Origin of the sequence: Streptomyces sp. NPDC006544, assembly GCF_040611715.1 — a bacterium.
Classification (GTDB): Bacteria; Actinomycetota; Actinomycetes; order Streptomycetales; family Streptomycetaceae; genus Streptomyces.
In genome coordinates this window covers 62,061-88,834 of record NZ_JBEXOV010000019.1, presented here as the reverse complement: position 1 = coordinate 88,834, position 26,774 = coordinate 62,061, and the positions used below count along the sequence as shown (strand labels likewise).

General features: G+C 68.1%; 28 protein-coding genes. 17 read left to right on the top strand and 11 right to left on the bottom strand.

Features of this window, described 5'->3' with window-relative positions:
* Positions 1-301: 301 nt before the first annotated feature.
* Positions 302-4,684, top strand: coding sequence for a hypothetical protein (locus ABZY44_RS12255; RefSeq protein ID WP_356652668.1), 4,383 nt, complete (start codon positions 302-304; stop codon positions 4,682-4,684).
* A 105-nt stretch (positions 4,685-4,789) separates the two neighbouring features.
* Here ABZY44_RS12255 and ABZY44_RS12250 read toward each other — a convergent pair whose 3' ends face one another.
* The 3 genes from ABZY44_RS12250 to ABZY44_RS12240 form a co-directional block, all read right to left on the bottom strand.
* Positions 4,790-6,037 carry a site-specific integrase gene (locus tag ABZY44_RS12250; protein WP_356652666.1) on the bottom strand — a complete coding sequence of 416 codons (1,248 nt, stop codon included), beginning with the start codon at positions 6,035-6,037 and terminating at the stop codon, positions 4,790-4,792.
* A 57-nt stretch (positions 6,038-6,094) separates the two neighbouring features.
* A complete protein-coding gene (locus tag ABZY44_RS12245) occupies positions 6,095-6,406 on the bottom strand; it encodes a helix-turn-helix domain-containing protein (RefSeq protein ID WP_356652664.1) in 312 nt (103 codons plus the stop codon).
* Positions 6,407-6,595: 189 nt separating this feature from the next.
* Positions 6,596-6,847 carry a helix-turn-helix transcriptional regulator gene (locus tag ABZY44_RS12240; protein WP_356652662.1) on the bottom strand — a complete coding sequence of 84 codons (252 nt, stop codon included), beginning with the start codon at positions 6,845-6,847 and terminating at the stop codon, positions 6,596-6,598.
* 566 nt (positions 6,848-7,413) lie between these two features.
* Between ABZY44_RS12240 and ABZY44_RS12235 the strand changes: the two genes are divergently transcribed.
* From ABZY44_RS12235 to ABZY44_RS12210, 6 genes are all read left to right on the top strand, one after another.
* Positions 7,414-7,974, top strand: a complete 561-nt coding sequence (locus ABZY44_RS12235) for a hypothetical protein (protein ID WP_356652660.1) — start codon at positions 7,414-7,416, stop codon at positions 7,972-7,974.
* A gap of 11 nt (positions 7,975-7,985) precedes the next feature.
* Positions 7,986-8,336, top strand: a complete 351-nt coding sequence (locus ABZY44_RS12230) for a hypothetical protein (RefSeq protein WP_267040273.1) — start codon at positions 7,986-7,988, stop codon at positions 8,334-8,336.
* Positions 8,333-9,031: an ATP-binding protein gene (locus ABZY44_RS12225; RefSeq protein ID WP_053676768.1), complete on the top strand. Its 699-nt coding sequence runs from the start codon at positions 8,333-8,335 to the stop codon at positions 9,029-9,031. Before ABZY44_RS12230 ends, ABZY44_RS12225 begins: the two co-directional genes overlap by 4 nt.
* 853 nt (positions 9,032-9,884) lie before the next feature.
* The gene (mobC, locus tag ABZY44_RS12220; protein WP_356652657.1) at positions 9,885-10,280 is read left to right on the top strand and encodes a plasmid mobilization relaxosome protein MobC; all 396 of its coding nucleotides are present in this window, start codon (positions 9,885-9,887) and stop codon (positions 10,278-10,280) included.
* The gene (locus ABZY44_RS12215; RefSeq protein ID WP_356652655.1) at positions 10,277-11,977 is read left to right on the top strand and encodes a relaxase/mobilization nuclease domain-containing protein; all 1,701 of its coding nucleotides are present in this window, start codon (positions 10,277-10,279) and stop codon (positions 11,975-11,977) included. Before mobC ends, ABZY44_RS12215 begins: the two co-directional genes overlap by 4 nt.
* Before the next feature lie 116 nt (positions 11,978-12,093).
* Positions 12,094-12,477, top strand: coding sequence for a hypothetical protein (locus ABZY44_RS12210; protein WP_356652653.1), 384 nt, complete (start codon positions 12,094-12,096; stop codon positions 12,475-12,477).
* A gap of 110 nt (positions 12,478-12,587) precedes the next feature.
* Here the strand turns inward: ABZY44_RS12210 and ABZY44_RS12205 are convergent, their stop codons facing one another.
* On the bottom strand, positions 12,588-13,142 hold the full coding sequence (locus ABZY44_RS12205) for a flavoprotein (RefSeq protein WP_356652651.1): 555 nt from the start codon (positions 13,140-13,142) through the stop codon (positions 12,588-12,590).
* Entirely contained in the window at positions 13,139-14,416 is a 1,278-nt protein-coding gene (locus ABZY44_RS12200) for a helix-turn-helix transcriptional regulator (RefSeq protein ID WP_356652686.1), read from the bottom strand. Before ABZY44_RS12200 ends, ABZY44_RS12205 begins: the two co-directional genes overlap by 4 nt.
* A 176-nt stretch (positions 14,417-14,592) precedes the next feature.
* Here ABZY44_RS12200 and ABZY44_RS12195 point away from each other — a divergent pair, with 176 nt between their 5' ends.
* The 10 genes from ABZY44_RS12195 to ABZY44_RS12150 all read left to right on the top strand — a co-directional run bounded on the left by ABZY44_RS12195 (position 14,593) and on the right by ABZY44_RS12150 (position 22,342).
* The gene (locus tag ABZY44_RS12195; protein ID WP_356652649.1) at positions 14,593-15,033 is read left to right on the top strand and encodes an ATP-binding protein; all 441 of its coding nucleotides are present in this window, start codon (positions 14,593-14,595) and stop codon (positions 15,031-15,033) included.
* Between the two features lie 4 nt (positions 15,034-15,037).
* Positions 15,038-16,357, top strand: coding sequence for a UDP-N-acetylglucosamine 1-carboxyvinyltransferase (locus ABZY44_RS12190; protein ID WP_356652647.1), 1,320 nt, complete (start codon positions 15,038-15,040; stop codon positions 16,355-16,357).
* On the top strand, positions 16,354-17,574 hold the full coding sequence (locus ABZY44_RS12185; RefSeq protein WP_356652645.1) for a metallophosphoesterase: 1,221 nt from the start codon (positions 16,354-16,356) through the stop codon (positions 17,572-17,574). The genes ABZY44_RS12190 and ABZY44_RS12185 overlap by 4 nt, the downstream gene beginning before the upstream one ends.
* Positions 17,571-18,107 (top strand): dCTP deaminase, encoded by a 537-nt coding sequence (gene dcd / locus ABZY44_RS12180; RefSeq protein ID WP_356652643.1) that lies wholly within the window; start codon positions 17,571-17,573, stop codon positions 18,105-18,107. Before ABZY44_RS12185 ends, dcd begins: the two co-directional genes overlap by 4 nt.
* Positions 18,104-18,640 carry a deoxycytidine triphosphate deaminase gene (locus ABZY44_RS12175; RefSeq protein ID WP_356652641.1) on the top strand — a complete coding sequence of 179 codons (537 nt, stop codon included), beginning with the start codon at positions 18,104-18,106 and terminating at the stop codon, positions 18,638-18,640. Before dcd ends, ABZY44_RS12175 begins: the two co-directional genes overlap by 4 nt.
* A complete protein-coding gene (locus tag ABZY44_RS12170; RefSeq protein ID WP_356652639.1) occupies positions 18,637-19,734 on the top strand; it encodes a glycosyltransferase family 4 protein in 1,098 nt (365 codons plus the stop codon). Before ABZY44_RS12175 ends, ABZY44_RS12170 begins: the two co-directional genes overlap by 4 nt.
* Before the next feature lie 87 nt (positions 19,735-19,821).
* On the top strand, positions 19,822-20,880 hold the full coding sequence (locus tag ABZY44_RS12165; RefSeq protein ID WP_356652637.1) for a serine hydrolase domain-containing protein: 1,059 nt from the start codon (positions 19,822-19,824) through the stop codon (positions 20,878-20,880).
* A 143-nt stretch (positions 20,881-21,023) separates the two neighbouring features.
* Positions 21,024-21,686, top strand: a complete 663-nt coding sequence (locus ABZY44_RS12160; protein WP_356652635.1) for a Crp/Fnr family transcriptional regulator — start codon at positions 21,024-21,026, stop codon at positions 21,684-21,686.
* 72 nt (positions 21,687-21,758) lie between these two features.
* On the top strand, positions 21,759-21,980 hold the full coding sequence (locus ABZY44_RS12155; protein ID WP_356652633.1) for a hypothetical protein: 222 nt from the start codon (positions 21,759-21,761) through the stop codon (positions 21,978-21,980).
* A gap of 38 nt (positions 21,981-22,018) precedes the next feature.
* Positions 22,019-22,342: a hypothetical protein gene (locus ABZY44_RS12150; protein ID WP_285548649.1), complete on the top strand. Its 324-nt coding sequence runs from the start codon at positions 22,019-22,021 to the stop codon at positions 22,340-22,342.
* A gap of 294 nt (positions 22,343-22,636) precedes the next feature.
* Here ABZY44_RS12150 and ABZY44_RS12145 read toward each other — a convergent pair whose 3' ends face one another.
* The 6 genes from ABZY44_RS12145 to ABZY44_RS12120 all read right to left on the bottom strand — a co-directional run bounded on the left by ABZY44_RS12145 (position 22,637) and on the right by ABZY44_RS12120 (position 26,710).
* Positions 22,637-23,773 carry a hypothetical protein gene (locus ABZY44_RS12145; protein WP_356652631.1) on the bottom strand — a complete coding sequence of 379 codons (1,137 nt, stop codon included), beginning with the start codon at positions 23,771-23,773 and terminating at the stop codon, positions 22,637-22,639.
* Positions 23,770-24,078: a helix-turn-helix domain-containing protein gene (locus ABZY44_RS12140; RefSeq protein WP_285548645.1), complete on the bottom strand. Its 309-nt coding sequence runs from the start codon at positions 24,076-24,078 to the stop codon at positions 23,770-23,772. Before ABZY44_RS12140 ends, ABZY44_RS12145 begins: the two co-directional genes overlap by 4 nt.
* Positions 24,075-24,830, bottom strand: a complete 756-nt coding sequence (locus tag ABZY44_RS12135; RefSeq protein WP_356652629.1) for a hypothetical protein — start codon at positions 24,828-24,830, stop codon at positions 24,075-24,077. Before ABZY44_RS12135 ends, ABZY44_RS12140 begins: the two co-directional genes overlap by 4 nt.
* Positions 24,827-25,111 (bottom strand): hypothetical protein, encoded by a 285-nt coding sequence (locus ABZY44_RS12130; protein ID WP_356652627.1) that lies wholly within the window; start codon positions 25,109-25,111, stop codon positions 24,827-24,829. The genes ABZY44_RS12135 and ABZY44_RS12130 overlap by 4 nt, the downstream gene beginning before the upstream one ends.
* Positions 25,108-25,899: a hypothetical protein gene (locus ABZY44_RS12125; protein WP_356652625.1), complete on the bottom strand. Its 792-nt coding sequence runs from the start codon at positions 25,897-25,899 to the stop codon at positions 25,108-25,110. The genes ABZY44_RS12130 and ABZY44_RS12125 overlap by 4 nt, the downstream gene beginning before the upstream one ends.
* Positions 25,900-26,008: 109 nt before the next feature.
* The gene (locus ABZY44_RS12120) at positions 26,009-26,710 is read right to left on the bottom strand and encodes a Crp/Fnr family transcriptional regulator (protein ID WP_356652623.1); all 702 of its coding nucleotides are present in this window, start codon (positions 26,708-26,710) and stop codon (positions 26,009-26,011) included.
* Positions 26,711-26,774: the final 64 nt, after the last annotated feature.

The window sequence follows — 26,774 nt, the reverse complement described above, 5'->3', positions numbered from 1 at the left end:
GCGGCCTCGGTCGCATTCCCATGGATGGCACTCCATATGTCGCCCGCGAGGTGCAACTCCTTGCGAGGCAACGTAGACCACTTAGAGCCTGATGGGGCCAACGGCTGCCAGCTGTCCACCTCGGGGCAGATTCGCCAGGGCCCCTCTGGTGGCGAATCCGCAATAGGCCGCCACTGCCGGTCCTCTGCGATCCCTTTGGCGGAGCTTGCTTCTGTACTTCCTCCGCCAGCCGTCGACCTCCTCGGAAAGGTCCCAGCGCAGTCTCGCCGCGATGAGAGCAATGGCCACGTAGGCTGAACGAGTGTCCGATCCTTCCCTGGCCCGAAGTGGCGTGAGACGTGCAAGCCCGTACTCGACGGGTGGCGGTGGCACCGTCTTGGAGCACCGCTATGGCGCACTCCTGCTGAGCCATCTGCTCACCGCCGACCCCGTGGACGAGCTGGGAAGCGATGTCACTCCGGACGAGATCCACTTCCAGGCGAGTGCCTACAGCCCCGTAGACGACCTGGTGTTGACCGGCCGTTCGGTGGACGGTGCGCGGCGGCAGGTATCGATCGGCGTCCGACGGGACCCGTCGTTCGTAGCCAGCGACCAAACGACCGTAGAACTGATCGGTTCCTATCTCCAGGTGGTGCACGATCATCCAGAGGAAGTCGCCGAAGGACGTTGGCGACTGGCTCTCGTAGTTGCGAGTCCCAACACACACGTAAGGCAGCTCAAGGAGCTGGCTGGCATCGCCCGGGACACGGTGAGTGAGCGTCGGTTCCGCATGGAAGTCTCCCACCCAGGGCGGACGAATCAGGGAGTACGGGAGCGACTGACCCACTTCGACCACATGGTCGCCTCGGCCGCGGTGGGTGCTGGTATCAACATGAGCGGAAGGTCTCTGACCGAGCTGACATGGCGCGTCCTCGGTGCATTGCGGCTTCGGGAGGTCCGACTCGAAGGCGTCGACGAGACGGACCGGGCGATGGCGGTGGGCCGGCTCCGGGGCGTCGTCAAGGCGGGTACACCAGACGCCGCAGACCGGCTGTTCAGTCGGCTCTGCGAACTGGTGGGCCGATACGCACCGACGGCCGCGACGAAGACCGCCGATTCGCTGCGCCGGGACCTGATCGGCTTCCCCCTTGCTGAATACTCCTCGGAAGATGGCGACTCCGACGAGAGGGACGACACAGAGGCTCGCCACCCAGCGGTGCGCTCCGACTACTTGGCTCAGGTACGACGCATCGCTCCGCAGCAGCTGCTCGCTCGGGAAGCGGAACTAGCAGAGCTAGCAAGCTTCTGCACTGATCCTGATTCGGAACCCTACTTGTGGTGGCGGGCACAGGCATGGGCTGGCAAGTCAGCCCTACTCTCCACCTTTGTGTTGGATCCACCGCCCAGAGTACGGGTGTTGTCGTTCTTCATCACCGCCCGTCTATCTGGGCAGGCGGACAGCACGGCGTTCACCGAGGTGGTCCTCGAACAGACATTGGAGCTTCTCGGCGAGCCCATGCCGATGATGCTTACCGATGCCACACGTGAAGCTCATCTGTTGGGTGCCTTCGAGCGGGCGGCCGACGTTTGTCGGCGTAGAGGGGAGCGCCTGGTGCTCGTGGTGGACGGCCTAGACGAGGACCGCGGGGTCACCTCTGCTCCGGACACGCACAGCATCGCCGCGATCCTGCCGAGCATCCCGCCAGTCGGCATGCGTGTGATCGTCGCCGGGCGCCCAAATCCCCCTATCCCTGCGGACGTCCCAGACGCACACCCGCTGCGCTGGCCGAGCATCGTGCGGCCACTCAACGCCTCCCCTCATGCCGCAGTTGTCCGTCAGGACGCGGAGCGTGAACTCAAGAGACTCATGCACGGCAGCCAGATCGAGAAGGACTTGCTTGGCCTGCTGACGGCAGCCGGCGGAGGACTCTCCGAGGCGGACCTGGCAGGTCTCACCGGCCTATCGGACTGGGAGATAGAGGACCATCTCCGGGCAGTGTCCGGTCGTACCTTCAGTCCTCGGGCGGGGCGATGGCGCCCACAAGTAGCGGTCTACGTCCTCGGTCACGAGGATATCCAGCAGCAAGCCGTACGATTCCTGGGAAGGTCTCGCCTGGCGGAGTATCGGGAACGGATCCACACATGGGCTGAGGAGTATCGCGCAAACAAGTGGCCCGTAGACACCCCTGAGTACCTCTTGCGCGGATACTTCAAACTCCTCCACGTAACGGCGGACATTCACCGCATGTTGAAGTGCGCAACGGATCCTGACCGACACCATCGCATGCTGGACATCATCGGCGGTGACAGCGTCGCGCTCGGAGAGATCCTCACGGCCCAGGAGGCAGCATCCAGTTCACCTGTCCCGGATCTGGTGGCGGTGAGTCGACTCACCGTCCACCGCATCAAGCTCACCGAGCGAAACGATCACATTCCCACTCACCTTCCGGTGGTCTGGGCACAACTGGGCAGATACAGCCGCGCTGAGGCCCTAGCCCGCTCCATCACCACATCTGCCCAACAAGTCCGCGCTCTCGCTTCCGTAGCACGTCACATTGCGACCCTCGGCGACCTACAGCACGCCCAGACGGTGGTCGAACAGGCTGAGAAGAGCATGCTCGCCATCGCAGCCCCGGAGCTGGAGGCACACGCCTACGCGATTGTCGCGCGTACCTTCGCAGGCACGGCGGATAAGCGCCGCGCGCAACTGCTGGTGACGCGTGCCGAGAAGGCGGCCCGCTCGCTTACAACCAGAACGCAGCGCGAACATGCCCTCAGCGCCGTCGCGCGTGCCGCCGCCGCTGTGGACGACGTCGGCCACGCCGTCGCCCTCGCGAAGTCCTTGACGCTCTGGTCAGAGCGTGCCCAGGCACTCTCTGCCGTCGCGATGGAGGTAGCGAACGCTGGTGACTGGCGACGGGCCCGAGCTATCGCCCAGTCGGTCGGCCCCCGATCGGATCGAGCCCATGCACTCGCAGTCGTCGCCCGGGCGGCGACTGCGAACGGCGCCGCACGTCCTGGTTTCGACATCGCGAGACAAGCCGAGAACCTAGCGCTGTCCATACGAAACCCGGGGCGCCGGGCCTGGATTCTGGCCGCTGTCGCATGCGAAGCCGCAAATACTAGTGGAAGTAAAACGGCAGGGAAAATCCTGCGCTCAGCCGAAAAGGCGGCTCACGCGACGACAGGGGCATCTGAAAGAGAGCAGGCCTTCACTGCGATCGCCCGGGGATTGGCGCTCTCAGGCAACCCAGACCGCGCGCTGGCTCTTGCACGCGGCTTCGACAACCACACTCGGCGAGCCAAAGCGCTGGCGGTGGTGGCGTCAGGCCTGGCGACGAACGGCGACGCGCATCGCGCTGAGGAGATCGCTGTGGAGGCAGAACAGACGGCCCGGTCCGTCAACGGCCGGCACCACGTCGGCAGGGACCAGGCTGTGCTGGTGCAGGCCACGGCCTCGGCTGGCGACCTCTATCGGGCTGAGGAAATCGCCCGAGGCATCTCCGATCTTGCACAGCGGGACCGCACACTGACCGTCGTCTCAGAGGCCATCGCTGTGCGAGGGTCACTCGACCAAGCTGACGAGGTCGCCGCCGCCATCACAGATGCACTTCAGCGGTCGAAGGCGCTACTGCTGATCGTCAAGGCAGGAGTCGTCCGAGGCGAGGGTGACAGGGTCGAAAGGATTGCCCGTTCAATTGAGGACCCAGAGCGTCGGGCCAAGGCCCTGGCTCTGCTGTCACCAACGCAAGGTGATGTCGTCGCCATAGATGGCGACCGGACCGGGGTAGACGAAGTTCCTCCAGACGCCCGGCCGGTGCTACCCGGGGACCCGAACTCCTCAGAAGCGAACCACGCCGTGCCAGCTCCATTGCGTTCCTCTCCAAGCCTGTACCAGCAGGCCAGGGACTTGATCAGCCGCGCCTGTGTAGCTGTGGAGGGCGGGGACGTGGAACGAGCAAGAAGCACGGTCGAAGCCATCACCGTTCCTGCACTCCGCGTGAAGGGCCTGCTTGCTGTGTCGATGGCCTTGGCAGGGGCTGGAAACATACGCGGAGCCGAGGAACTCACTGAACATGCTCTGGCGGTGGTCGACGCACTTCCCAACGCCACGAGCCGAGACCAGACAATCACCGTGATAGCACAGCAGTTGGCTGCGGCAGGCGACCCGGAACGTGCGGACCAGCTCGCCGGCTCCATCGTCAGTCCACCACTTCGCCAAAAAGTCTTGAGCACTGTGGCGTCGACCACGGCAAAGGCCGGTGATCTCATCCGTGCGGAGCGCATTGCTCGTACAATCTCGGATGCATCCAGGAGAGCGAAAGCACTGACCGCCATCGTGCAGTACGCGGCAGATTTCGGCTCTCTGAACGAGGCTGAGAGAGTAGCCCATTCGATCGCCGATCCGATCCAGCGGGCGCGCGCCCTCAGCAGTGTCGCCTATGCATGCGCGGGCGATGGTGACCCTCTGCGCGCCGAGAACATGGCTGCCGCGATTGCAGACCCCTTCGAACGCGCCAAGGTCCTGACAGCGCTGGCAGTCGACTTCGAAACGGACAGATCAACAAGCTTGCTCGCTCAGGCCCTATCGGTCGGCCATTGGAGCATCTGTCTGCCAGCGCTGGTGCGCCTCAATCCGGAGATCGTCACCGCCGTGGCCACCGAGTTCCTTCGAGCACATGACCAGAAGGACGGCGCGGCATAGGACCTGGCACTGCCCCTCCCGTGCCGTAGACCGCCTTCAGTAGCACGTGCCTGCGGCGAGTATCGAAAGCGGTGTAGTACAGCATCGGCTGCGCCACCCCGTTGATCACACCGTAACGAGGCTCGCGGGTACGTACTCGGGCACCGTGCCGAGCAGTGCGTCGATGGCCGCGCGGCCCTTGCCCCCGGCCTCCGGCATGAAGTGGGCGTAGTGGTCGAGGGTGATGGTCGGACTTGAGTGACCGAGCCACCGGGCGAGCGTGACAATGGACTCGCCCGCTTCGAGGAGGACCGAGGCGTAAGTGTGCCGAAGCACGTGGAAGCCGTCCTTGCGCGAAGCCTTCCACCGCGCACCCTTCTCCCGCGCGGGAATGACTCCGGCCGCGGCGAGGGCCGGCTTCCAGGCCTCGTCGTTGAAGATGTTGGCGCGGATGGCGTTGCCGTACGTCGTCGTGAGGACGAGCGGGAAGCTCTGCTTCTCCCGGTCGGGCTCCGGTCCGCCCCAGGGGAGCTCGACGTCGACCGCCGGATGGTCGAGGAAGTACGCGGCCAGTTCCGTGGCCACCGAACGGGGCATGTCGACGATGCGCGTCTTGCCGCCCTTGGGCAGGGCGAAGTAGAGGCGCCCTGAGAGGAGTTGCACCTGCCTGCGCACTCGGATGACACCGCGTTCGAAGTCGATGTCCCTCGGCGACAACCCGAACACCTCTCCCTGGCGCAGCCCACACCCCAGCGCGACGACGACCGCGATTCGATACCGAGGATTGATCACGTCCCGCACCCGCTGCGCCGTTGCCAGCGGCCACGCGTCACGATCCTCGTCGGGCGCCTTCGGCCAACGCACCGTCTTGGCCCGCATCGGGTTGCGGACGAGGCGCTTGTCGTCGATCGCGGTCTCGAAGATGTTCGACAGCGAGGTGAGGATCTGCCGGGCGTACCGCGGAGAGCACTCGCCTTCGAGCGTGGCTATGTAGCCGCGCAGGACGGTCGCCGACACGTCGCGCAGCGCCACCGCGCCGAGGTGCGGAAGGATGTGGAGTCGTACACGCTCATCAACTCGTTTGACCGTGCCGGGCGCGCCGCGAACGCCGGCGCGCCAGTGGCGCGTGACGAAGTCCGTCAAGGTGATGGAGCCGTCGCGCGGGTCGACGAACTCGCCCCGTTCGCTGTCGGTGCCGGACCGCCGGAGCCACCCCTTGGCGTCCTCCAGCACGTCGAACGACATGTCCCGGACGCCCGGGATTCCAGCGACACGATACCGAGACCCCTTGCCGTAACGGGTCGTACGCTCACGCTTCCCTGTGACAGGATCCTTCTTCTTTTTGATCCAACGGTCTTCGATATAGCCAGCCAAAGAATTCCTCGGGGCGAGGGTTGGACGTAGGGCGGGTGGTAAGGCCGGGTAGATCGGTCAGGCCGTGGCCGCGTACCCGGCGCGGCGCTGCGGGGCGGCATTCACCGGATTTAGGAAAGTGTTACTGCGGGAGTCCGCCTGCTCCTGTTCCCGGATCCATTCGTCAAGCGTTTCGATCCGGTACATCACGCGTCCGCTCCGCCCCATCCGAAAACTCGGCGGACCTTGGCGACGATGCCGCCACACGTACAGGGTGGCGGGCGACAGCCCCAGGTATTCGGCGGCTTCACGCACGTTCAGAAAACCCCTCCGCAGCGGCGACATACGGACATTCGCCAGCAATTCACTGTCACAAGCGGCACTTCGCACGTATCGAAACCTTCGGGGTCTTCCGTCGACAGCCTGTGGCGACGGACATCGGGCATGACGAGTCCACCCCCGTTTGCTGTCAGGCAGGTGGAGCGGACTACTTCAATGGTCTGGAGAATCCCCGGTTTGGCTGACCGGGGATCGTCGGGTATAAGCCGGGGCGACGTCACCGCGCACCCGCCCGAACCCCTACGTCGCAGGCTGGAGCAGGGCAAGTGGGGAGACACCGAGGGCGGCCGCAATGGCGGCGAGGTCATCCACGTCGCAGCGCCGGCGGGTGCGTTCGATGCGGGACAGCATGGTGTTGGTCATGGGGTGGCCGAGCTCGGTGACACGGGCAGCGAGCTCTCGCTGGGCGAATCCGCGCGAAGTGCGCAGCCGCTCGATGGCGTGGGCGGTCCGTTCTCCGGCGGGACCGATTTCCGTAGCTCTTCGGGGCATGCGTCTGTTGTAGCTCGGGTTCCCGGGTTCTCGTAATCACGGAAGCCCAGACATGGGACTTTGGAGCCCGTTTCACGGAGAACGAACTGGCGATTCGCGCATAGGCGGCCATTGCGGAACTAGGACCCATCTCGGATCACAGAGGTACGCACACCATCAGTGGCTCGGCGGCGGAAACATAGATCGCCTCGCCTACCCCGGTCAATGACTTTCGGGGTGCGATCTTCCTCGCTCTCCCTGCGCCGTCGACTTTTTGGTCAACCGGGGATTCGCCCTTACTGTGAAGACGTTCGCGATCAGCGATGCGCTCTGACGCTTTTCGAGTACGGATTCGCTGGACTTCCGCGGGCTGGGTGTGGCTGTCTTGGCCAAGCACCCCTGACAAAGGAATCGGCTCCCGGCGTTGCAGCGCCGAGAGCCGATGGGAGCCCCTTGTCCAAACCGCCCGCTCCTGAACGGATCTGAGGAACGTCTATGCCCAACAGTACGGCCGAAGCAGCCGTCCGCACACCCGCGCCCACCGCGGCGTCGCCGTCCCAGCAGCAGGCGAAGGCGGGGCGATAGGCATGGCACGCATCCGCACCATCAAGCCTGAAGCCTTCAGCTCCGAATCACTGGCCGCCGTCAGCATCACCGCGGAGCGGACGTTCTTCGGTCTGCTCACCCAGGCCGACGACCACGGCCGGTTCCGTGACCAGTCCGCCGTCATCGCGGGCCTCTTGTGGTCCCTGCGACCCGAACACGGCCCGATCGAGGTCGAGGACGACCTCACCCAGCTCGCCGGCAATGAACTCATCTGCCGGTACGAGGGTGAGGACGGCAAGCGGTACCTGCACATCGTGACCTTCTCCAAGCACCAGAAAGTCAACCGCCCCAGCGGTGTCCGGCACCCGAACTGTCCCTACCACGACGGCGGTCGGGTACCCCTGACTTCACCGCTGGCGCAGGGAGGGCTCCGTGAGACGTCCGTGCACCATCAGGCACCCGCCCCGGAGCTCGCACCCACATCTCACGCCGCTTCGATGATCCCCGTATCCGCAGGTCAGGACGGGTTCAGTGAGCCCTCCGTGCAGCATCAGCAGGAAGGGGGGGGGAGCCTGCGCCGAGCCCTCACGGTCCGGATCTAGGACCTAGGATCATGGATCTAGGATCTCCGTTGGGAGGCGCGAGCGCCCCCGCCACACCCCAGACCGCAACGGCCCAGCAACTGGTCGCCGAGTACGCCGCCGCATGCGGGAAGCGCCCTCCGGAGAAAGTCCTGGGCCACGTCGGCCGGGAGATCAGCAAGCTGCTGCACGAAGGCATCGACCCGGACCACATCCGCGCCGGGGTCGATCGCATGCGCCTCAAGAGCCTCTACCCGAGCCTGCTGCCCAGCCTGGTCAACGAGGCCATGAACCCGCCCCAGACCAGTGCTGGCGCCCGCCGGGCCCCTCAGCCGTACACCAACCCTGTTGACGCCGAAGCCGCTTACGGAGGCCAGCTATGACCACCGCGACCCGTGAACCGCAGCGCGCCGGCACCCTGGCAGCCCGTCTCCAGGCCATTCTCGCTGCCAAGGGCATCGACCCCGACACCACACCCGCCGGGCCCACGGTGGAGCCGGTGACCGCCCTGGAACTCGCCGACCGCCGCATCCCGCCCCGCTACCGCGAGGCACTCGCCACCCAAGCCGAAGTCCTGGGCTGGGTGGAGGCGGTCACCCGCGCCGGGCGAAACGGGCCGGCCGGTACCCGGGGCATCGCCTACGGCCCCTCGCTGCTGATCGCCGGAACCACCGGCATCGGCAAGACACATCAGGCCTACGGAGCCGTCCGCTCGCTGCTGGCCGCCGGAGTACGCCTGCGCTGGCAGGCGGTCACCTCCGCCGACCTCTACGCCCAGCTCCGGCCCCGGCCCAACCACGACCCCGAGCGGGAGATCCAAGAGCTCGGCCGGTGCCCGCTGCTGATCCTGGACGACCTCGGCGCGGCCAAGCAGTCCGAGTGGACCGAGGAGCTGACGTACCGGCTGATCAACCGCCGCTACACCGAGATGCTCCCGACCCTGATCACCACCAACCTGCCGATCGCGGAACTCCGCAACGCAGTCGGGGACCGCGTCGCCTCCCGCCTGGCAGAGATGACCACCCGCGTCATCCTCACCGGCCCGGACCGCCGACGCACCCAGCCGTCGGGCTCCTGACCACCACGGTCCCCACCCGGGCCGGTCCCCGTCATCGTGGGGACCGAACCACTGGCCCGAGCCGTTCGGGGACCGTCCTCACCCCGCTCCCGGTCCCGTCCCCATGACGGTCCCCAACCCGGTCCCGGTCCCCAAACGAGCCCCGGTCCCGTCTGACAGCGCCCTCCCCAGGAGGGGACCGACAGCAGTCGATCGGGGACCGTCCCCTGATTGCGCTGCGCGCGCCGGGCACCACGGGGACCGGTCCCCAACTCTATTTCCGCAGGTCACCCCGGCCTGACATCCCGACCCAGTGGGGACCGTCCCCACGGCCCCCACCATCCGGGACCGCCCTGCGGCGGTTCGGGGACCGCCAGCTCACCACGTCGGGGACCGTCCCCACCCCCCCCTACGGGGACGGAGACGGGACCGGTCCCCACGCCCCTGCCGCTGGGGACCGAGCGCCTCCCCGAAACGGGAACCGTCCCTGCCCGGTCCCCGGACAGCATCCGGCACCGTCTCGCGTCACGAGCGAGCGGTCCCCAACCGGTCGCCCCCGCCCAACGGCCCCTGCACACAACCAGCCTCTACCGCTTCAAGGACACGCATGCACAACCCACCGCACGACCGTCCCACCCACGACGAGAACATGCCCTCGCTTCCAGCCTCAGGAGGAGCAAGTTGTACCCAGAGCATTGCTCCCGTCGGGAGCAATGCTCTGGGCTCCCCCGCCCCAGGGGTGGCGGAAGCGGACCGGCACCAGGGGGCGCCGGTCCTTCGGGACGCGGCCATGGCCGGATCGCACCACGAAACGGAGGGACAACACACCTGCCACACTCCCCGCTGCGCGCACACCGCCCCAACGACATCGCACGTGCGCCAGCGTGAACGCCTGCTCGCCGAGAAGAAGCGCATGCACCAGCCCAGTTGCCGCATGAACGACGACGAATTCCAGCTCCTCACCGACGCCGCGTCTGCCTGCCGCATGAGCACCGCCGGCTTCCTCGCCCACTCTGCCCTGAAGGCCGCACGCGACCTCGAACACACCGAAGCCGAGATCGCCACCCACCGGGAGATGGTCAGAGAGCTGTTCGCGCTGCGCAGAGCCCTCGGCCAGATCGGCAACAACCTCAACCAGGTCGCCACCGTCTTGAACTCCGGCGTCGATGCCCCCCACGCCAAGGCGGTCCTCGACGCGGTCCAGCGCACCGCCGAGCGCGTGGACGACTTCACCCAGCGATACGTAGAGGCGGAGACTCCCACCGAATGATCCCCCGCGTCCACAAGATGGGCACCCGTACCATCGGCCTGATCCGCTACCTCTACGGCCTCGGCACCCACGAGGAACACACCGACCCGCACCTCGTGGCGGCCTGGGACAGCCTCGTCCCCGACCCCGGACGCAACCCGAAAGCCACTTACGCGGACCTGCAAAGGCTCCTCGACCAGCCCGTCGAAGCCCTTCCCAAGTCACGGCGCCCCACCGAGCACGTGTGGCACCTGTCCGTACGCGCCGCGCCCGAGGACCCGATCCTCACCGACGAACAGTGGGGCAACATCGCCCGCCGCATGGTTGCCGCCACCGGCCTGGCCCCCGAGGGCGACACCGCCGCCTGTCGCTGGGCAGCCGTCCGCCACGCCGACGACCACATCCACATCATCGCCACCACCGTCCGCGAAGACGGCCGGCGGCCCCGCCGCCACAACGAAGCCAAGCGCTCCCAGGCCGAAGCCCGCCTCATCGAGGCCGACTACGGCCTGCGCCGCCTCAACACCGGTGACGGAACCGCAGCCCAGCGCCCCACCAGCGTCGAACGCCACAAAGCCGACCGCCACCAGCGGGAACGCACCCCGAGGGAGGAACTGCGCGAAAGCGTCCGACGCGCGGCGGCCGGCGCCCAGAGCGAGGAGGAGTTCTTCGGCCGCCTCACCCATGCCGGTCTCCTGGTAAAGCAGCGCGTGGCACCGTCCGGGGACCTCCTCGGCTACACCGTGGCCCTGCCCGACGACCGAAACAAGCACGGCGAGCCCGTGTTCTACTCGGGATCCAAGCTCGCCTCCGACCTCTCCTTGCCGCGCATCCGCGAACGCTGGACCCCGCCGGCAGAACCCTCCTCCGACGAAGTCGTCTCACCGGAGCAGCCCGCTCTCCCGCCGGTGACCGGCCCGGCATACGCCCGCCGCCGCGCCACCACGGCGACCTGGCAGGCGCTGCTGCTCATCGAGCACGGCGACGACGGCACGGCAGCAGCCCAGATCGCCGCTGCCGGCGAGGTCCTCGACGCGCTCGCCGACACCTCCGCCGCCCACACCCAACGAGAACTCCGTGATGCAGCCTTCGCGTTCGAGCGGGCCTCGCGCTCCCACGTCCGCGCCGTACGCGGGCACGACCACGCCCTGCGCCAGGCCGCGCACGACCTCGCCCACAGCGGACCAGCCCTCGGCCGCGGGGAGGACGGCGCCACCACCGCCATGCTCATCGACACCGCGTTCTTCCTCGTCACCGCGGCGGCGAACTGGCACGCCAAGAAGCACCACGCCCAGCAAGCCGAAGCCGCCCATCAAGCCGCCCAACACCTGGGCGCCGCGTACGAGATCGCGGCCGCCCAGCCGATGTCCGTGCTCCACCAGCGAGGCCGCTCCCTGCCACTGCAGCGACGACAGGCAGCCGTCCTACGCCAGGCGCTGCCCGAGATCGCCGAACAAGTTCTGGCCGAGCCGGGCTGGCCCGCCCTGGCGGCCACCCTCGCCGATACCCAGGCCGCAGGCCACAACCCGGACCGCCTCCTCGTAGAAGCCACACGGCACCGGGAGCTGGACAGCGCCACCTCCGTCAGCGACGTCCTCGTCTGGCGTCTCCGCCGTCTCGCGCACCTGCCTGCCGATCCCGCAGCATCACTCCCCCGGCGCGCGGCGACCACACAACCGGTTCCGAAGGCCACGAGCAACGCCTCCCGCCGGCGCTGACGCCCGGACGCCTCCGGCCCCCTACATAGCCGACGATCCCCGGTCAGCCAAACCGGGGATTTTCCGGAGCCTTGAAAACATCACCACCAACCCCCGTCCCGTAAGGAAACCCCCGCATGCCCGAAACCGAACTGCGCATCGAAGTCATCGCCCTGCTGCTGGACGCAGACTTCAAGCTCCGGCCCGACACCGACACCTGGTCCCACAGTGACGGACGCCCCTTCACCCGGGCCGAACAGGCCACCGCCTTCCAGGCAACGCGTGCCGAACTCGAAGCCACGGCAGCGCTGAGCGCCCGCAACGCTGCGGCTGCCCTTGAGCAGCACACGGCCACGGAGGCTCTCATCGAACTCTTGTACTCGTACTTCGCCCGTCACCCCGAAGCCCGCATGGTCATGGACGTACTCCCGCACATGACCGATGAAGACCGCACCGAGTACGAGCGCCTGTGCGCCATCGCCGCTCCGGACGGCGGCATATACCTCCCCTACGAAGACTGACCGGCCCGAAACAGCACTCTGCGACCGGAGACCGGGTACCTCCCGGTCACCGGTCGCAGGCGTTCCAGATGCGCACGTCCGGCAGGTCCTACCCACTGGCAGTCGCAGGATCAGTGGTGGGCGGCCCCTGCCGCCAGCAACGGAGCCAGGAGGTCAACGGCTTCCTCCCAGCGGAAGCGGTCGGCACCGCCGCCGGACTTCGGGCGGTGAGGCTCGTAGCTGCCGACCAGCACACCCATCTCGCGCAGCTCTGCGAGGCTCCGCCGGTACGCCCGGTGGGCTGCGAGGGCGGTGTTCACGTAGGGCAGGACGGCGGTGGGGATGCCCATGCCCGGGGCCTCGCAGAGGATGCCGAGGGCAAGGTTGTCCGCGAAGCCGGCCGCCCACTTGTTGACCGTGTTGAAGGTGGCCGGGGCTACGGCGATCGCATCGGCGGGCGGGAAGGACCGTGCGTCGCCGGGCGCGCGCCAGGCGGAGCGGACGGGGTAATCGGTCCGCTCCTCGATCGCGGCAACGTCGAGGAAGGGAAGCCCCTGCGGGGTCGCGACGACGCCGACGTCCCAGCTCCGCTCGTGCGCGGCGTCGATCAGCTTGCCGACGTCGCCCGCGATCCCGGCCGCGCAGACGACGACGTACAGGAAGGGCTTGCGCTGCGAATCGGTCACGCGGGTACTCCCAGTCGGCGGCTGAAGTGGTGGAGCTCTGGCAGCGTACGCCGACGATCCCGGGCCGCCATGTCGGCGACCAGGTCCCGGACGGCTGGTCGCCGTACGTCTTGGGCTGCGCAGGTCTCCGCGATCCGCAGGGCCTGGTAGCCGTCGGCGAGGCGGCCCTGCTGCGCGTAGGCACGCGCGGCTTCCACCCATAGGGCGGCCCGGCGCTCGGGCACCGGGATGTGGCGGCGCATGAGCGGACTGGCGATGTCGATGGCGACCCCCGCATCGCCGAAGGACACGGCCGCGCTGACCTCGTGGAGGGCCACGTTGGTGGGGCTGAAGTTGGCCCAGGCGTCGGGGTGGTCCAGGGCGACGTACTTCGCCACCTCCTTGGCCTCGGCCAGGAACTCTGCGGTGGCAGCACGGTCCCCGGCCCTGCTGGCAGCGGTGACTCCGCGCAGTAGCAGCAACCCGAGCACGGAGAGGTGGTGGTGGGGCTGCCGGTCGTACGCACCGGCGAGTAGTGAAGCCGTGTGCTTGATCAGTGTGACGGCCTGGCCGGCGTGCTGTTCGCGGACGAGGACGTGCGCGTGGAGGCGGACGCTGGCGGCGAGGACAAGCGGATCACCTGAGCGTTCGGCCTCGGCCATCGCGCGCCCGACGGCGAGCCACGCCGTGCCGGGGTCTCCCTGCTTGAGCAGGAGGCTGGCCGAGGTCTGGTAGGCCGTGGCCAGGAAGCGAGGAAGCTCCTCGGCCTGCGGGGAGTCGGCGATGCAGTGGCGGAGATCGGTGATCAGACCGGGAAGGGTCCGCTCCAGCTCCGCGTAGTCGCACGTGCTCCAGAGGCGCCGGATGGCCGTGGCCCGGTTTCGTAGTTCCCCGGACTCCGGCGCTTCCGTCGTCGGAGTCGTCGGCATCCCGGGCAGGAGCGCCTGGACGAGCGCGGGGTGCGCAGCCGTCGGCGCGACCGAGGCTGTGAGCGCGGTGACGCTGGCGGCAAGCAAGGTACGGCGGCGCAGCATTTCTTCTGTCTCCGGGTCGTGGGGATCGGCTTCCGGGGCGGCCTCCCCCAGACCGAGTCGGGCCGGAGGAATGCGCAGGATGCGTGCGACGTCGCGCAGGACGCGGATGTCGTCCGTTCCGCGTCCGCCCTCCAGCCGACTGATCTTCGACTGGTGATACCCCAGCTCGCCGGCCACGTCCGCTTGTGAGCGGCCCTGTAAGACCCGAGCCCGGCGGATCAGTTCACCGATCCGGTGCCCCTCGCCCTGCTTGTCGACCATCTCCGCCACGGCCCCTTCTGCCGAGACCGATCCTGCCTGCTCAACCGAGCCTAGCTGCAACGAACTTGCCCGCCATGCACAACGTGCATGAACGATGCAGGGGCTGCGCGGCCCGTCGCGCAGCCGCCTCCTGACCCGCTTGCCTGGTGGAACCGCACCCCTCCAGGAGGCTGCTCATGGAAGTGCACGAGATCACGCTGGCCGTCACGAGTACGCCCGAGGGCGCCGCTCGTGCCCGGCACCAGGTGATGAACGAGATCAGGGGCTGGCGCTCGGTCATCGGCACCGACGGCATCTGCGTGGCAGAGGTCGTGGCCGGCGAACTGCTGGCGAACGCCGTTCAGCACACGGGAAACGAAGCTGCTTCCGTAACCGCTCGCCTGCGCGGCAGCCGACTGCGCTTCGAGGTCCGCGACTGGAGTTCCGTCCTCCCCCACGCACGCCCACCCCGTACGGACGCCGAGGACGGCCGCGGGCTGCTGATCATCGACGCCCTCGCCGACCGGCACGGCGTCGACCACAGCGCCGGCGGCAAGTCCTGCTGGGCCGAGCTCGATCTGTCCGTACCCACCTCGGTCACGCCGTCCATCACACAACCTCCCCTGCAAAGGAGTTGAACGCATGGCACCCCATCGAACTCTTGCGACGAGCGCGGAGGTCATCGCCGTACGTCCGGGGAGTCCCCTCTCCGGTTCGGTCACCGTCGACGGCTCCAAGAACGCCGCCCTGCCGCTGCTGGCCTCCGCAGCAGCCGTGCGCCGGACCGTCCAGCTGGAGAACGTCCCCGCCAGCGCCGACGTCCACTGGATGCTCACCTTGATCGAAGGAGCGGGCTGGCACGTCGCCCGGGCCGTGGGACGGCCCGACAGCGTGGTGATCATGGCCCCTGACGCCGTACCCGCGGAACCCGACCTGGCCGCGGCCGCACGGATCCGCGCGTCGTACTACCTGGTGCCCGCACTCCTCGCCCTACAAGGGAGCGCCCGGCTGCCCTGGCCCGGGGGATGCCGGATCGGGGAGCGCGGCATGGACCTGCACTTCAAGGTGTACGAGGCGTTCGGTGACCGTGTCGCCGTCCATGACGAGGGCTATGACGTCGCGGCCGGTCGACCCGCGACCGGAACGGTTTCCCACTCGCTCCCGTTCCGGTCGCGCGGTGCGACGGTCGTCGCCGTCCTGCGTGCGGTCGTCGCGGGCCGTGCGCTGCGCCTCGGTCGGCCGAACCTGTCGCCGGAAGTCCTCGCCGTGCTGGACGCCCTGCGCTCGGCGGGATGGGAGGCCCGAGCCGGGGAACAGGTCCTGGACCTGAGCCCGGCAGCGGCATCACCGGCCGAGGCTCCGGCTTGGCGCGTACCGGGCGACAAGATCGAGGCAGGCACCCTGGCCTGCGCCGTCGCCGCCACCGGTGGGACCGCGCGTATCGAGGGCGTCCAAGGTCGGGACGTGGTGCCGTTGCAGGCAGCCTTGCAGCGGCTGGGCATCCCCACCTCGGTACGGGAAGACGTCCTCCTGGTCGACGGGAGCGCCGCCCGGCCCATGGGCCGTCCCCTTCGCGCCATCGCCACACTCGCCACCGGCGGCCTGGACGCCGATTTCGAACCTCCCCTGATGGCACTGGCTCTCGGCCAGCCCGGGACACACCTGTTCGCCGACTCCATCAACCCCGGCCGCCACGGAAACCTGCTGCCCCAGTTGGCCCGGCTCGGCGCGAAGATCGAGGAGATCTCCCCCACCGAATGCCGTCTGACCGGCCCGCAACGCCTCACCGGAGCCGGGGTAGAGGCCACCGACATCCGCACCGGCTCCGCGCTCATGGTCGCGGCGCTGACCGCCCGCGGCATCACCACCCTCGGCGGAGTCGACCAGCTCCGCCGCGGCCACGCCGACCTGCCCGGCAAGCTCCTCCACCTCGGCGCCGACATCTGCGAGGTCGCGCCATGACCACGTCCCGTTCCCTACGACAGATCTTGGCCACCACCGACGTCCACTCCGCCCTCGGTGCCGACGGCCCGCTGCTCGGGCACCTCCACCAGGCACGCACGGACAGCCTGCTGGTGGACTGCGGCGACTTCTTCGAGGGCACCGGGTACTACCGCCTCGGCAGGGGCGCGCTCGAACGGGACATCCTGCTCGCCCTGTACGACGTCGTCGCTCCCGGGAACCACGGCTGGCTTCACTACTTCGAGCCGGGCCTCCACCAGCGGACCGTATGCGCGAACGTCGTCGAGGACTCCACCGGCAACGCGCTCTTCCGACGTCTGCGCATCGTGGACATCGCGGGCCGAAGGACGGCCGTCACGGCCGTGATCGGCCTGCAGGCGTTCAACTCGATCCCGGCCGGGCAGCGGTCCGCCCACCGCGTCACCGACCCCGTCCAGACTCTGCGCGAACTGATGCTCGCGCACCACCACGAGGTCGACTCCTGGGTCCTCCTCAGCCACTCCGGCTTCGAGCAGGACCTCCAGCTCGCCGAGGCGTGCCCCTTCCTCGACGTGATCTTCGCCGGCCACTGCCACAGCGAACACACCGGACCCGAACGGGTCGGCAGCACCCTCGTGCTCAAGGGCCAGGAACTCGCCGTCGGCTACGCAGTCGCCGAGCGCTCCCCCAAAGGCTGGGTCGGACGGACCGCCCGCTTCCCTGACACCTGGGAGTCCGTTCTGCCGCCCGGGCTCGAATCCGTCCGTGAACAGATCGCCTCTATCGACGCGCAGCTGGCCGAGCCGCTGGGTCGTCTCGTCGCGGCCCATCGGAACAGGCCGCTCGACCGTCGCGCCCTGCTCCGCGAGCTGGCCGACCGGTTGTGCAGCGGGCTGGGCAGCGAGGCGGTCGTCCTCAACGAGACCGCCGTGCGCACGACGCTACTCGGCGAAGTCCTCACCACCGGGGATCTACTCACCATCGAGCCGTTCGACAACGAGCTGGTCGAGGCCCAGGTCGCGCCCGCCTTCCGGAATGACCCCGCTGCCCTGCTCACTCACCTCACCGAGCGGGCAGGACCCCTGATCACCTCCCCCGATCCGCTGCCCGGCGGGCTGACGAGCGTGCTGACCACCGACTACCTCGCCGACACCTGTCTCGGCAGCCGATCCCACCCCTCCGGCCTTGGCCTCGGCTCGGCGATCAGGAGCATCCTGACCAAGGGAGACGACCAGTGATCCTCACCGGACCCGAGATCACCTCCGCCTCGAAAGACGGACGGCTGCGCATCTCCCCCTTCACGCCGACCCAGGTCAACCCGAACAGCTACAACGTCCGCCTGGGCGGGACGCTGCTCACCTACACCGACCAGATACTCGACGCCCACCGCCCGAACCCCACCCGCCGCACAGAGATCGGCGATGCCGGCCACGTCCTCCGGCCAGGCGAGCTGTACCTCGGCCACACCCTGGAGGAGGTGGGATCCGACCTCTTCGTCCCCCTGCTCTTCGGTCGCTCCTCCGTCGGCCGACTGGGGCTCTTCGTCGAGATCACCGCGCCCATCGGTGACATCGGCTTCCACGGCCAGTGGACGCTGATGCTCACCCCGACCCGCCCCGTGCGCGTCTACGCCGGGATGAAGATCGGGCAGATCATGTTCTTCGTCTCCGAGGGCGCAATCGACCTGTACGAGGGCAAGTACCAGGCGGCCTCCGGGCCCCAGCCCTCCTCGTACTGGCGCGACCTCGACGCCACGGCGGTGACCTCGTGATCCTCACCGGACCGGCCATCGCCGCCGCCCGCGAGGCGGGTCGCATCATCATCGACCCGTACGACCCGGACCGCCTGTCCCCCAACGCGTACGACTGGCGCCTGGGCAGCACGCTCCGCGTCTGCGAGGGCGACCTCGACGCCGCCAGTCCCACCGCCTTCTCCGAACTCACCCTCCCCGACGACGGGTACGTCCTGGAGCCCGGCCACCTCTACCTCGGCCACACCCTGGAGCGGACGGGCTCCGAGTCCTACGCCCAGCTCCTCAACGGCGACCGGACCACCGGCTCCCTCGGCATCTGGGTCCACGTCTCCGCCCCGCTCGGACACCAGGGCCACGCGATCCGCTGGACCCTGGAGATCCGAGCCACCCGCCCCGTGCGCGTCCGGCCCGGCATGACCTTCGGCAAGCTCGCCTTCCTCCGCACCCACGGCTCCCCGGCCAGCTACCAGCAGCACGGCCTCAAGTACCGCGCCAGCGAGGGCATCGAGACATCCCGCCTCTACGAGGAGAACCCCGGAGGCCGCCGGTGAACCGCGTCGTCGCCACCGCCCTCGACCTGCCGTTCCCCAGCCCCGGCGGAAGCGTCGAACTCTTCCTCGACCTCTACGCCGGCACCCAACCCGCGATCCCCGCCCGCGCCTTCATGCTCGCCTCCAACGGCGCCCGGCCCCACCCCCCAGCCGGCATCGACCTACTGCACGCATCTGGCAAGTGCCTCGACGGCCACGCCTTCAGCCGGTACGTCACCAACCTGCGCCACGCCATGACGGCCGCCATCGACCCGCACCAGATCAGCGTGCTGCACCTGCACCACCTGGCCTTCGGCGCCACTCCCGCCCTCCTGCGGGCCCTACCCGCCCACCCCCGGATCGCTTTCGTCCACGGCACCGACCTCCTGCACGCCGAGAACCACACCACGCAGCTGCGCGTTCTCCGCGAGACAGCCTCCGCTGCCGACGCGATCGTCGTCCCCACCGGCGCCATGGCCGACCGCCTGCTCAAACTCGCCCCCAAGACCGACAGGCACAAGATCGAGAAGATCCCCTGGGGCATCCCCGACCGCCTCCTCACCGGCCCACCGCCCCGGCCCGCCCGACGTCCCACGAGCCACCTGCGGATCCTCTTCGCAGGCCGCCTCAGCTCCGAGAAGGGCCTCGAACCCCTCCTCCAAGCCGTCGCGGCCACCCGCTCGGTCGAGCTGAGCATCGCGGCCCCGCGCGCCCAGTTCCTCGACCTCGCCCCGGTCCTCCGCCAGCTCGGCGTCCACGTCCGCTACCTCGGCTGGTTCCGCCGCGACCAACTGTGGAAGGCCTTCGCCGAACACGACGTCCTGGCCGTGCCCTCCACCACCTTGGAGGCCATGGGCCTCGTCGCCCTCGAAGCCCAGGCCTGCGGACTCCCCGTCCTTTACCAACCCGTCCCCGGCCTGAGCGAAGCCCTCTCCGGCACCGGCCTGGCCACCGACTTCACCAACCCCACCACCGCAGCCCACGACCTCCACCGTCTGCGCACCACCCCCGGCCTCCTGGAGATGCTCCGGGCATCCGGCCGCACCAATGCCGCCCGTTTCCCCCTCAGCACCACCGCCACGGCCATCGCCGACCTCGGCCGGCGACTCGCCTGACACCACCCGTGGCGCAGCCGGCACCGCCCCGGCCGCGTCACTAACCTGGCCAGCGGACCACCCGCGGCCCACGACGATCGGGAGACCATGACCCACACCACCGACCGGATCGAAGACCTCCTCCAGACCGGCGTACGCGACGAGGTCTACCCCGGCGCGGTGTGGGCCGTCGGGAACGCCGCCGGCATCCAGGCCAGCGGAGCCGTCGGCCTCCTCGACCCCGACCACCCGGACGAGCCGATGCGGCTGGACACCGTCTTCGACGTGGCCAGCCTCACCAAGATCCTCGCCGTCTGGTCCACGATCGGCACCCTGGTCGAAGAGGGAAAACTCCAGCTCCACACCCCGCTGGGCACCTTCTGGGACGAAGTCGCAGGCCACCCCCTAGCCCGGGCCACAGCCCACCACCTGCTCACCCACACCGCCGGCCTGCCGCTGCGCGCCAACCTGAAGAACCTCTACGGCACCGACCCCCAGGACATCCGCGACGGCGTCCTCCACGAGGCCCTCCACCGCCCGCCCGGCGAAGCCGTCGAGTACACAGACCGGGCGGCCCTCGTCCTCGGCTACCTCGCCGAACACCTCTCGGGTCAGCCACTGGACCAGCTCGCCATCGACCGCATCTGGCACCCCCTGGGCATGACGCAGACCCGCTTCGGTCCCCTCCCCAATGCCGAGGCGGCCCGCTGCGCCCCCACCGAGTACGACGAGACCACCGGCACCCACCTCAAGGGCACCGCCCACGACTTCTCCGCCCGCCTCCTCGACGGCGTCTGCGGCATCGCCGGCACCTTCTCGGTCCTCGACGACCTCACCCGCTTCCTCCGCCACATGCTCGTCCCTACCCAAGCAGCCTTCGGCCCAGCCTGGATCAAGGGATCCCTCCGCATCGAGACTGGCGACCTAACCCCCGCCCGCGGCCTCTTCTGGCACCCCGCCCCCGGCACCACCCCGACCGAGGACCTCTGGGTCCACTACGGCTTCACCGGCACGGGTATGTGGATCAGCCCAGCCCAGGACCGCTGGGCCGTCCTCCTCACGAACAAACTCCGCTACAACCGTGACCGCGAGCCACTCACAAGGATCCGCAACGCATTCCGGGCGTGCGCCTTCGCGTCAGATCAGCCCAACACACCCAACGATTAGGACACAGACAGCGCTCGCCAGCTACCAACGCCTGGCCCTTCCTCGGCGCCCAACACGAGCCGAAGAGAGGAGAGAGCGCACGAACACGATGACATCTCCATGGAGGATTCCACTCAGGACTGCCGAATAGTACGGTTACCGTCATGGCGAACGAAGCACATTCCATCATTGAGGTGCTACAGGAAGAGCAGCGCAACGCCTTGCGGGCTCATGGCAGTAGGGTGCAGTTCCCCGCGGAGCAGACCATCTTCAGGGAGGGGCAGCCCTCCCGCTCCGTCCTTGTCATCGAGCAGGGGCACGTCAAGGTGACCCAGCGCGCGACCGACGGCACGGAGGTGATCCTCGCCATCCGCGGGCCGGGTGAAGTCATGGGCGACGAAGGTGTCCTCATGGGGGAAGATCGATCCGCCACAGTCACCACCATCACCGATGTGACCGGAATAGATATCGCCGCCAACACACTGCTGTCCTTCATCGAGGAAGAACACCTCTGGCCAGTGATGTACAAGGCGGCTGTCTGGCGGCGGCGCCAGTCAGACCAGCAGGCCATTCTGGCCCGACTGGGCGTCAAAAGCCGCCTCGCGCGATGGCTGCTCGAACTTGCCGCCGAGTTCGGTGAGCCGGAGGGCAACGACTGCATCCTGTCGGTGCCGATCAGCCAGCACGACCTAGCCAACCGGATCGGAGCATCGCGCGATGCCGTGGCAATCGCTCTTCGACAGCTGCGCGAAGAAGGCCTAGTCAGCACGGGGCGGCGCCGGCTCACGCTCCACAGCCTGGACGGTCTACGGAGATTGACACTGTGAAGCACGTAGACATCCATCCAGGAACATGCAAAATTACACAGAGAAGCATCGGTGCTTGACGGGGAGGACTCTGTGACTCTGCACATCGTGGGTGCGCTCTGTGTCGCCATCGCGATCGTGGGTGGTGGCCTAAAGATCAACGAAGTGGTGGAGGTCCCACGCCTGTCGCGCCGCCGGATGATCGCGCTCGTCTTCGCCGGACTGTTCTTCATCGGAGTGGGAGTCATGGTCGACCAGACAACCTCCCCGACCGCAGCGACGGCGGCGCCCGGATCTCCCACCCACACCCTGTAAAGGACCCAACCCGTAACGGCAACTAGGAGAGTGCGCCGGTGGAGAACGAACTCGGCCCGTTCCAAAAAATGTGGGACGCCTGGGAGGAAGCGGGTGACGAGCTCGCACGCAAGCCGCTGTCACACTTCCGCCGTGCCACAGATATCCAGTTCGACGAGCTTGAAGGCCACCTCGCGCGCGGCGATCGGGAAGCCGCCGCACGTGAGGTCGCCGACATCATCAGTATCGCCCTCAACACAATGCGTTGGCTTGGGCGCACACCCGCCGAGATCAGCGAAATCGCCCGGTCCCGCGCCGGAGATCGAATGAACGGACAAGCGCACGCGATCCTTGCCAAATACCAGGATCAATACGGCATCTAGGTCGGGGTCCCAGCACGTGCTAAGCCCCCGTTCACTCACGCCAAGGTGAAGGCTCTCCGGGAAGCACTCGGGGACCACACCGAGCAACGCGTCGAGTGCCGCGCGCCCCTCGCGATCCTGCTGATGGCAGTCGCCTGCGTCAGCCTGTACGTCATCTTCAAGAAACGCGAATGGTTGTAGAGAGAATGCGAGGCGGCAAGCCGTCTCGGTAGCGCCACATCGTCGACCACTGCTCGGGAAGCCAGAGCGCAACGAGACCCGGGCCCAAGAGGCCCGGGTCCCTGCGAGGCAGATTTATTCGGGGGTGCCCTGCAACAGATCTCGGGCCTTGCCCGCCCACTCTCCCATGCACGTGATGGCAGACGTCATCTGCTTCACCGCGGTGGAGATGTCCTTCACTGGCTTGCGGAGGTGTCGGCTCACACGGATCAGGCCGTCGGCAGAGGTGCCCAGGAAGCCGATCTGTGCCAGTCCCTCCTGAGCCGACTCGTCCAACGCAATGAGCTGTTCCAGGAACTCGTCCGTTCCCTCGCCACGCTCATCGAGCGGCGTCGTCTCGATGAGGCTCAACGCGGCCCTCACACCGCTGTCCAGAGTTGTCATCTGCTCCGCGAAGGCCGCAGAGACGGCGTTCATTTCCCCGGCCGGCGCACTGAGCGACCCCGCATACCGGGCCACAGCCGCGAGCCGTGCGCTCGCCGGGGCGTTGGCCTGGGTGAGGTCGAGGATCTCGATGTTGCCCTGTTCGGTCAGAGTTCCAATCGTCTCGATCGCCTTTGTGATCGCCTCCAAGTGAGCGGTCATCTCGTCCAGCCCGTCTTCGATCGCGGCGAAGTCGTCGAGCAGGCCGGGCGGGTCCTCTTCGGTCGTGTCTCCCGCGTTTCCGCTCGGTTCAGGGGGCGACTGCCCGTCGACGGTCTGGAGCGCCCGCACCACCCGTGCAGGAGTGAGGAGCTCGAAGCCGTCCCTGATCCCGACCTCCAGTGCGCTCTCGATCTCGCGCCGCGCACCGGCCAGATGACTACGCGCCCGTTGGTACCGGATCGTCCTGATCGAGGCGATGTCGAAGGGCAACTGCCCAGCCTCCCCGATGTGAATCGTCGGTTTGCCGGTGATGTGGCGCAGCCCCAGCTCGTACATCACGTTGGGGTTGCCACCGCTGACGTCCGCGATGACGAGGTCGGACTCGATGACATGCCGGCAGATCTGCTCGTTGATGTCACCGGCGTGCGCGATGCCGTCTGCGCGCACAGCGGCGATCTCGTACTTCTCGCAGGCAGGCGCAATCACCTGTTCGAAGATCCCCAGGTGGTACTCGTAGGCCTCCCGCTCGGGGCTGCCGTGCGCGGCGTACTGGTCGCCGATGGGGCCGACGACGAAACACATCCGAGGCCGGTCGGGTTCCGACCGAAGCGCCTGCAACGCGTTCATACGAGGTCCTCCTTCTCGCGAGGGTGGGTTTCGTCGAGCCGGGCCGCGTACGCGGCGCCGGCTTCCAGGTCGACGGCATACACCGGCCGTTCCTCGATACCGAGGGCGCGCAACAGGTACGCGGTCGGGATGCGGTACTGCCCGCCGACGCGCAGAACCGGGCAAGGGAAGGTCCCGCGGCGGATCAGTTTGTACGCCGTGCCGGGACAAACTCCGAAGGCTCGGGCAGCGGTCCGGAGGTCGACACTCAGGGGAAGGTCGAAGGCCTCCGCGAAGCCCAGGGGCGGGCCGGACCGGGCGCTCACCGCCGAGCCCCTAGAGGGCTCAGCGCCAAGGTGCCGATGAGTTCCGAGTCCTCGTGGCGACGGGCCCGGAATACCAGGTCGGGCAAGCCTGCGCAGTGTGCCAGTGCCCCGATCCGCTCCCCTTCTCGTCGGGTGCGCGAATCCGTGAAACGGAGTGTCGCGGCCAGCCCGTCATGGCGTGGCGGGGGCGTGAGGTGCAGTTCCCACTCATCAGTCGGCTGTTGTGGCTCCCCTCGCAGTGCCGTGACGCAGCGGGCCTCGGCGAAGCGCGCTACGTCGACAACGGGAACCTCCCTCCTGACGCGGTCGGCATAGGACCACATCCGGTTCACCGCCTCCTTGATCATGTGACCGCCCAGGTCCGGGCTGTCTGGATGCGCGGTGTCGAGGGCACCGAGTACGGCCAATACGGCCTCCGCCTCGAGATCGGCGCGCTCGACCCGCAGCTGGCGCAGGATCCGACGCAGGTTGCGGTACAGGCCGGGAATCGCCAGCCAGACGACAAGTAAGCGTCCCGTGCCGGCCCCACCCGCTGGTTCTTGCCTGGCCTCCGCGACAGCCTGTCGCCAAATCGTCGCCCGCAGTCCCTCGTCGCGTCGCGGTCCGTAAAGAGCATTCCTGCATTCCTCCGGGGACAGCCGTACCGAGCTGTGGCCGACACTCACGACCAGGAGCCACGGTGCACCCACGGGTTCTTTGCGGAGGGCTCCCTCGATCAGGGAGAACGCTCCGGCCGGGTCAGTCCTGATCATGGCTTCTCCTTCTCCGACCCCATCAGGCCGGCATACGACAGCGCCGCGGCAGCCAGCTCGCAGGCACTCCCCAGGGCAGTCAGCGCCGACCGCGCAGCGGCGTGGCGCTTCCCCGAGATCGGGCTCGCTCCTTGGGTCCGGCACCAGGGCGTTCGCGCGGCGGTGGACGGCAGGTAGACATTGATGACGCCATGCACGTCGTGGCCGACGTTCACCCCGTAGTCCGCCCACTGGGTGCTGTCCCCAGCAAGGCGGAGCGCGGCCTTGCCCGAATCGGTCACCACACGCGCCAGGGGCTGGCTGACGGGGGCATCATGGGCACGCCGACGCTCACACCGCCGCTCACGTCCCCGCCGACGGCAACACCTTGGTGAACGTGCTGGGAGAGGTTCGCCCGACTCTGGACGGGCGCTTGCGGCAACAGCAGCGGCTCGGTCACTTCTTCCACGACCGGCCTGATGCCGTCGGGGCCGTGCCCCGGCACACGGATCCAGCCGTAGCCTCCGAACTCCTTGACCTGCACATGGGCACGGACGTACTGCGCCGGGTCGAGGCCGGGGTGCCCGAACCGTACAACGTCCTGGTACAGCCGATCCGACACAATGACGGCGAGGTCGGCCGAGGTGAGGGCGGCCAACACGGCCTTCAACTGGGGGGCGTTCACGTAGCGTGCCACGGCGACCGGCGCAGGTCCGGCGTGACCAAGAGTGGCGTCCGTGGCGACACCAGCGTCGATGGCCAGCCGCAGCCTGATCCGCGGGGTCTCCGGACGGGCGTTGAGCGTGCTCAGGCAGGCCGACAGGTGGTGCACGAAGGGCCCCAGCGCGGTGGCTTCCGGGGTGTCCGCGGGGAGTACGGCGAACTCCATGTCGCCTTGCGGTTGGCGGGCCCAAGCCGCGCGGTCCAGTCCGGTCAACGTCGCCGCCTCGTCCAGCAACCGGACCAGGTCGGCCTGAGTGGCCGACTGGGTCCGGGTGTCGAGACGGCTGTACTTTTCCACGTCCGCCGCCAGGCACAGCCGACGGTGCGGGATGACGTCCGGGAGCGGAGGGGAGGAGGGTTCGTTCATGACAACTCGCCACCTTCCAATGCTTGTTGGGTGCGGTGCAGCCAACTGTGCGAGGAAGGAGGTGGAGCAGTCCACAAACCCGCATTAATACGGGTTTGTGGCTGTGGTGCTACGTGAATGGCATGCTGAGCAGCGCTACTTCCTGCAGTCGGGCCAGGTCCCGCACCTGAGTCCGCCGTTCGCCGGTGGTGATGAGCCCGTCCTCACGAAGCTGGCGAAGCGTCTTCTGCACGGTGTCCGTTTTGGCACCGGCGAGCGCGGCGAATTCGGACTGGGACAAGTTCACCTCGATCCGCACCGAATTTCGGCCCGGCTTCCCCTGCGCCAAGGCCAGTTCGACCAGCACCCGGGCCAGCCGGACCAGGACCGGGTGCCTACCGAAATCCAGGCGCCAGCGGTCGGAGCGGCGCAATCGGCTGCCGATCACCCTTTTGAGGGCCAATTCCGCTTCGGGGTTGGCCCGGAGGAAAGGCAGCAGTTCGCACCTGGGGACCACGGTGGCGACCACGTCACCACAGGCGGTGACCGTCGCCGATCTCGGCCCAAAATCCATGGCTGCCAACTCACCGACCACCTCTCCTTCGACCCTGATGTCCATGAGGGCTGCCCCATCACCGTCCAGACGGCCGGTCACCTTGACCACCCCCTGGTGGAGCAGCATCAACTCCTGCGCGCCCTCGCCCTCACTGATCAGCACGTCCCCCACGGCGAAGGTGCTCCGGGTCCCAAGCAGCGCGAAGGCCGTGCGCGCCCCATCCGTCAAGGTGCCGAGAAACGGCGCGCGACCATACATGTTCGAGCCGTGCATCATGTGCACAGCAGAGCACGCCGTCGGCGCCGTGGTCCGCGTTTCCGCACGGGCCAGAGGTACACCG

Coding starts and splice junctions, on each gene's coding strand:
- ABZY44_RS12210 (WP_356652653.1), top strand. CDS start 12,094: ATGCCCGAAACCGAACTGCGCATCGAAGTCATCGCCCTGCTGCTGGAC.
- ABZY44_RS12230 (WP_267040273.1), top strand. CDS start 7,986: ATGGATCTAGGATCTCCGTTGGGAGGCGCGAGCGCCCCCGCCACACCC.
- ABZY44_RS12215 (WP_356652655.1), top strand. CDS start 10,277: ATGATCCCCCGCGTCCACAAGATGGGCACCCGTACCATCGGCCTGATC.
- ABZY44_RS12195 (WP_356652649.1), top strand. CDS start 14,593: ATGGAAGTGCACGAGATCACGCTGGCCGTCACGAGTACGCCCGAGGGC.
- ABZY44_RS12125 (WP_356652625.1), bottom strand. CDS start 25,899: ATGAACGAACCCTCCTCCCCTCCGCTCCCGGACGTCATCCCGCACCGT.
- ABZY44_RS12190 (WP_356652647.1), top strand. CDS start 15,038: ATGGCACCCCATCGAACTCTTGCGACGAGCGCGGAGGTCATCGCCGTA.
- ABZY44_RS12235 (WP_356652660.1), top strand. CDS start 7,414: ATGGCACGCATCCGCACCATCAAGCCTGAAGCCTTCAGCTCCGAATCA.
- ABZY44_RS12135 (WP_356652629.1), bottom strand. CDS start 24,830: ATGATCAGGACTGACCCGGCCGGAGCGTTCTCCCTGATCGAGGGAGCC.
- ABZY44_RS12240 (WP_356652662.1), bottom strand. CDS start 6,847: ATGCCCCGAAGAGCTACGGAAATCGGTCCCGCCGGAGAACGGACCGCC.
- ABZY44_RS12185 (WP_356652645.1), top strand. CDS start 16,354: ATGACCACGTCCCGTTCCCTACGACAGATCTTGGCCACCACCGACGTC.
- ABZY44_RS12225 (WP_053676768.1), top strand. CDS start 8,333: ATGACCACCGCGACCCGTGAACCGCAGCGCGCCGGCACCCTGGCAGCC.
- ABZY44_RS12165 (WP_356652637.1), top strand. CDS start 19,822: ATGACCCACACCACCGACCGGATCGAAGACCTCCTCCAGACCGGCGTA.
- ABZY44_RS12120 (WP_356652623.1), bottom strand. CDS start 26,710: ATGATGCACGGCTCGAACATGTATGGTCGCGCGCCGTTTCTCGGCACC.
- ABZY44_RS12160 (WP_356652635.1), top strand. CDS start 21,024: ATGGCGAACGAAGCACATTCCATCATTGAGGTGCTACAGGAAGAGCAG.
- ABZY44_RS12145 (WP_356652631.1), bottom strand. CDS start 23,773: ATGAACGCGTTGCAGGCGCTTCGGTCGGAACCCGACCGGCCTCGGATG.
- ABZY44_RS12200 (WP_356652686.1), bottom strand. CDS start 14,416: ATGGTCGACAAGCAGGGCGAGGGGCACCGGATCGGTGAACTGATCCGC.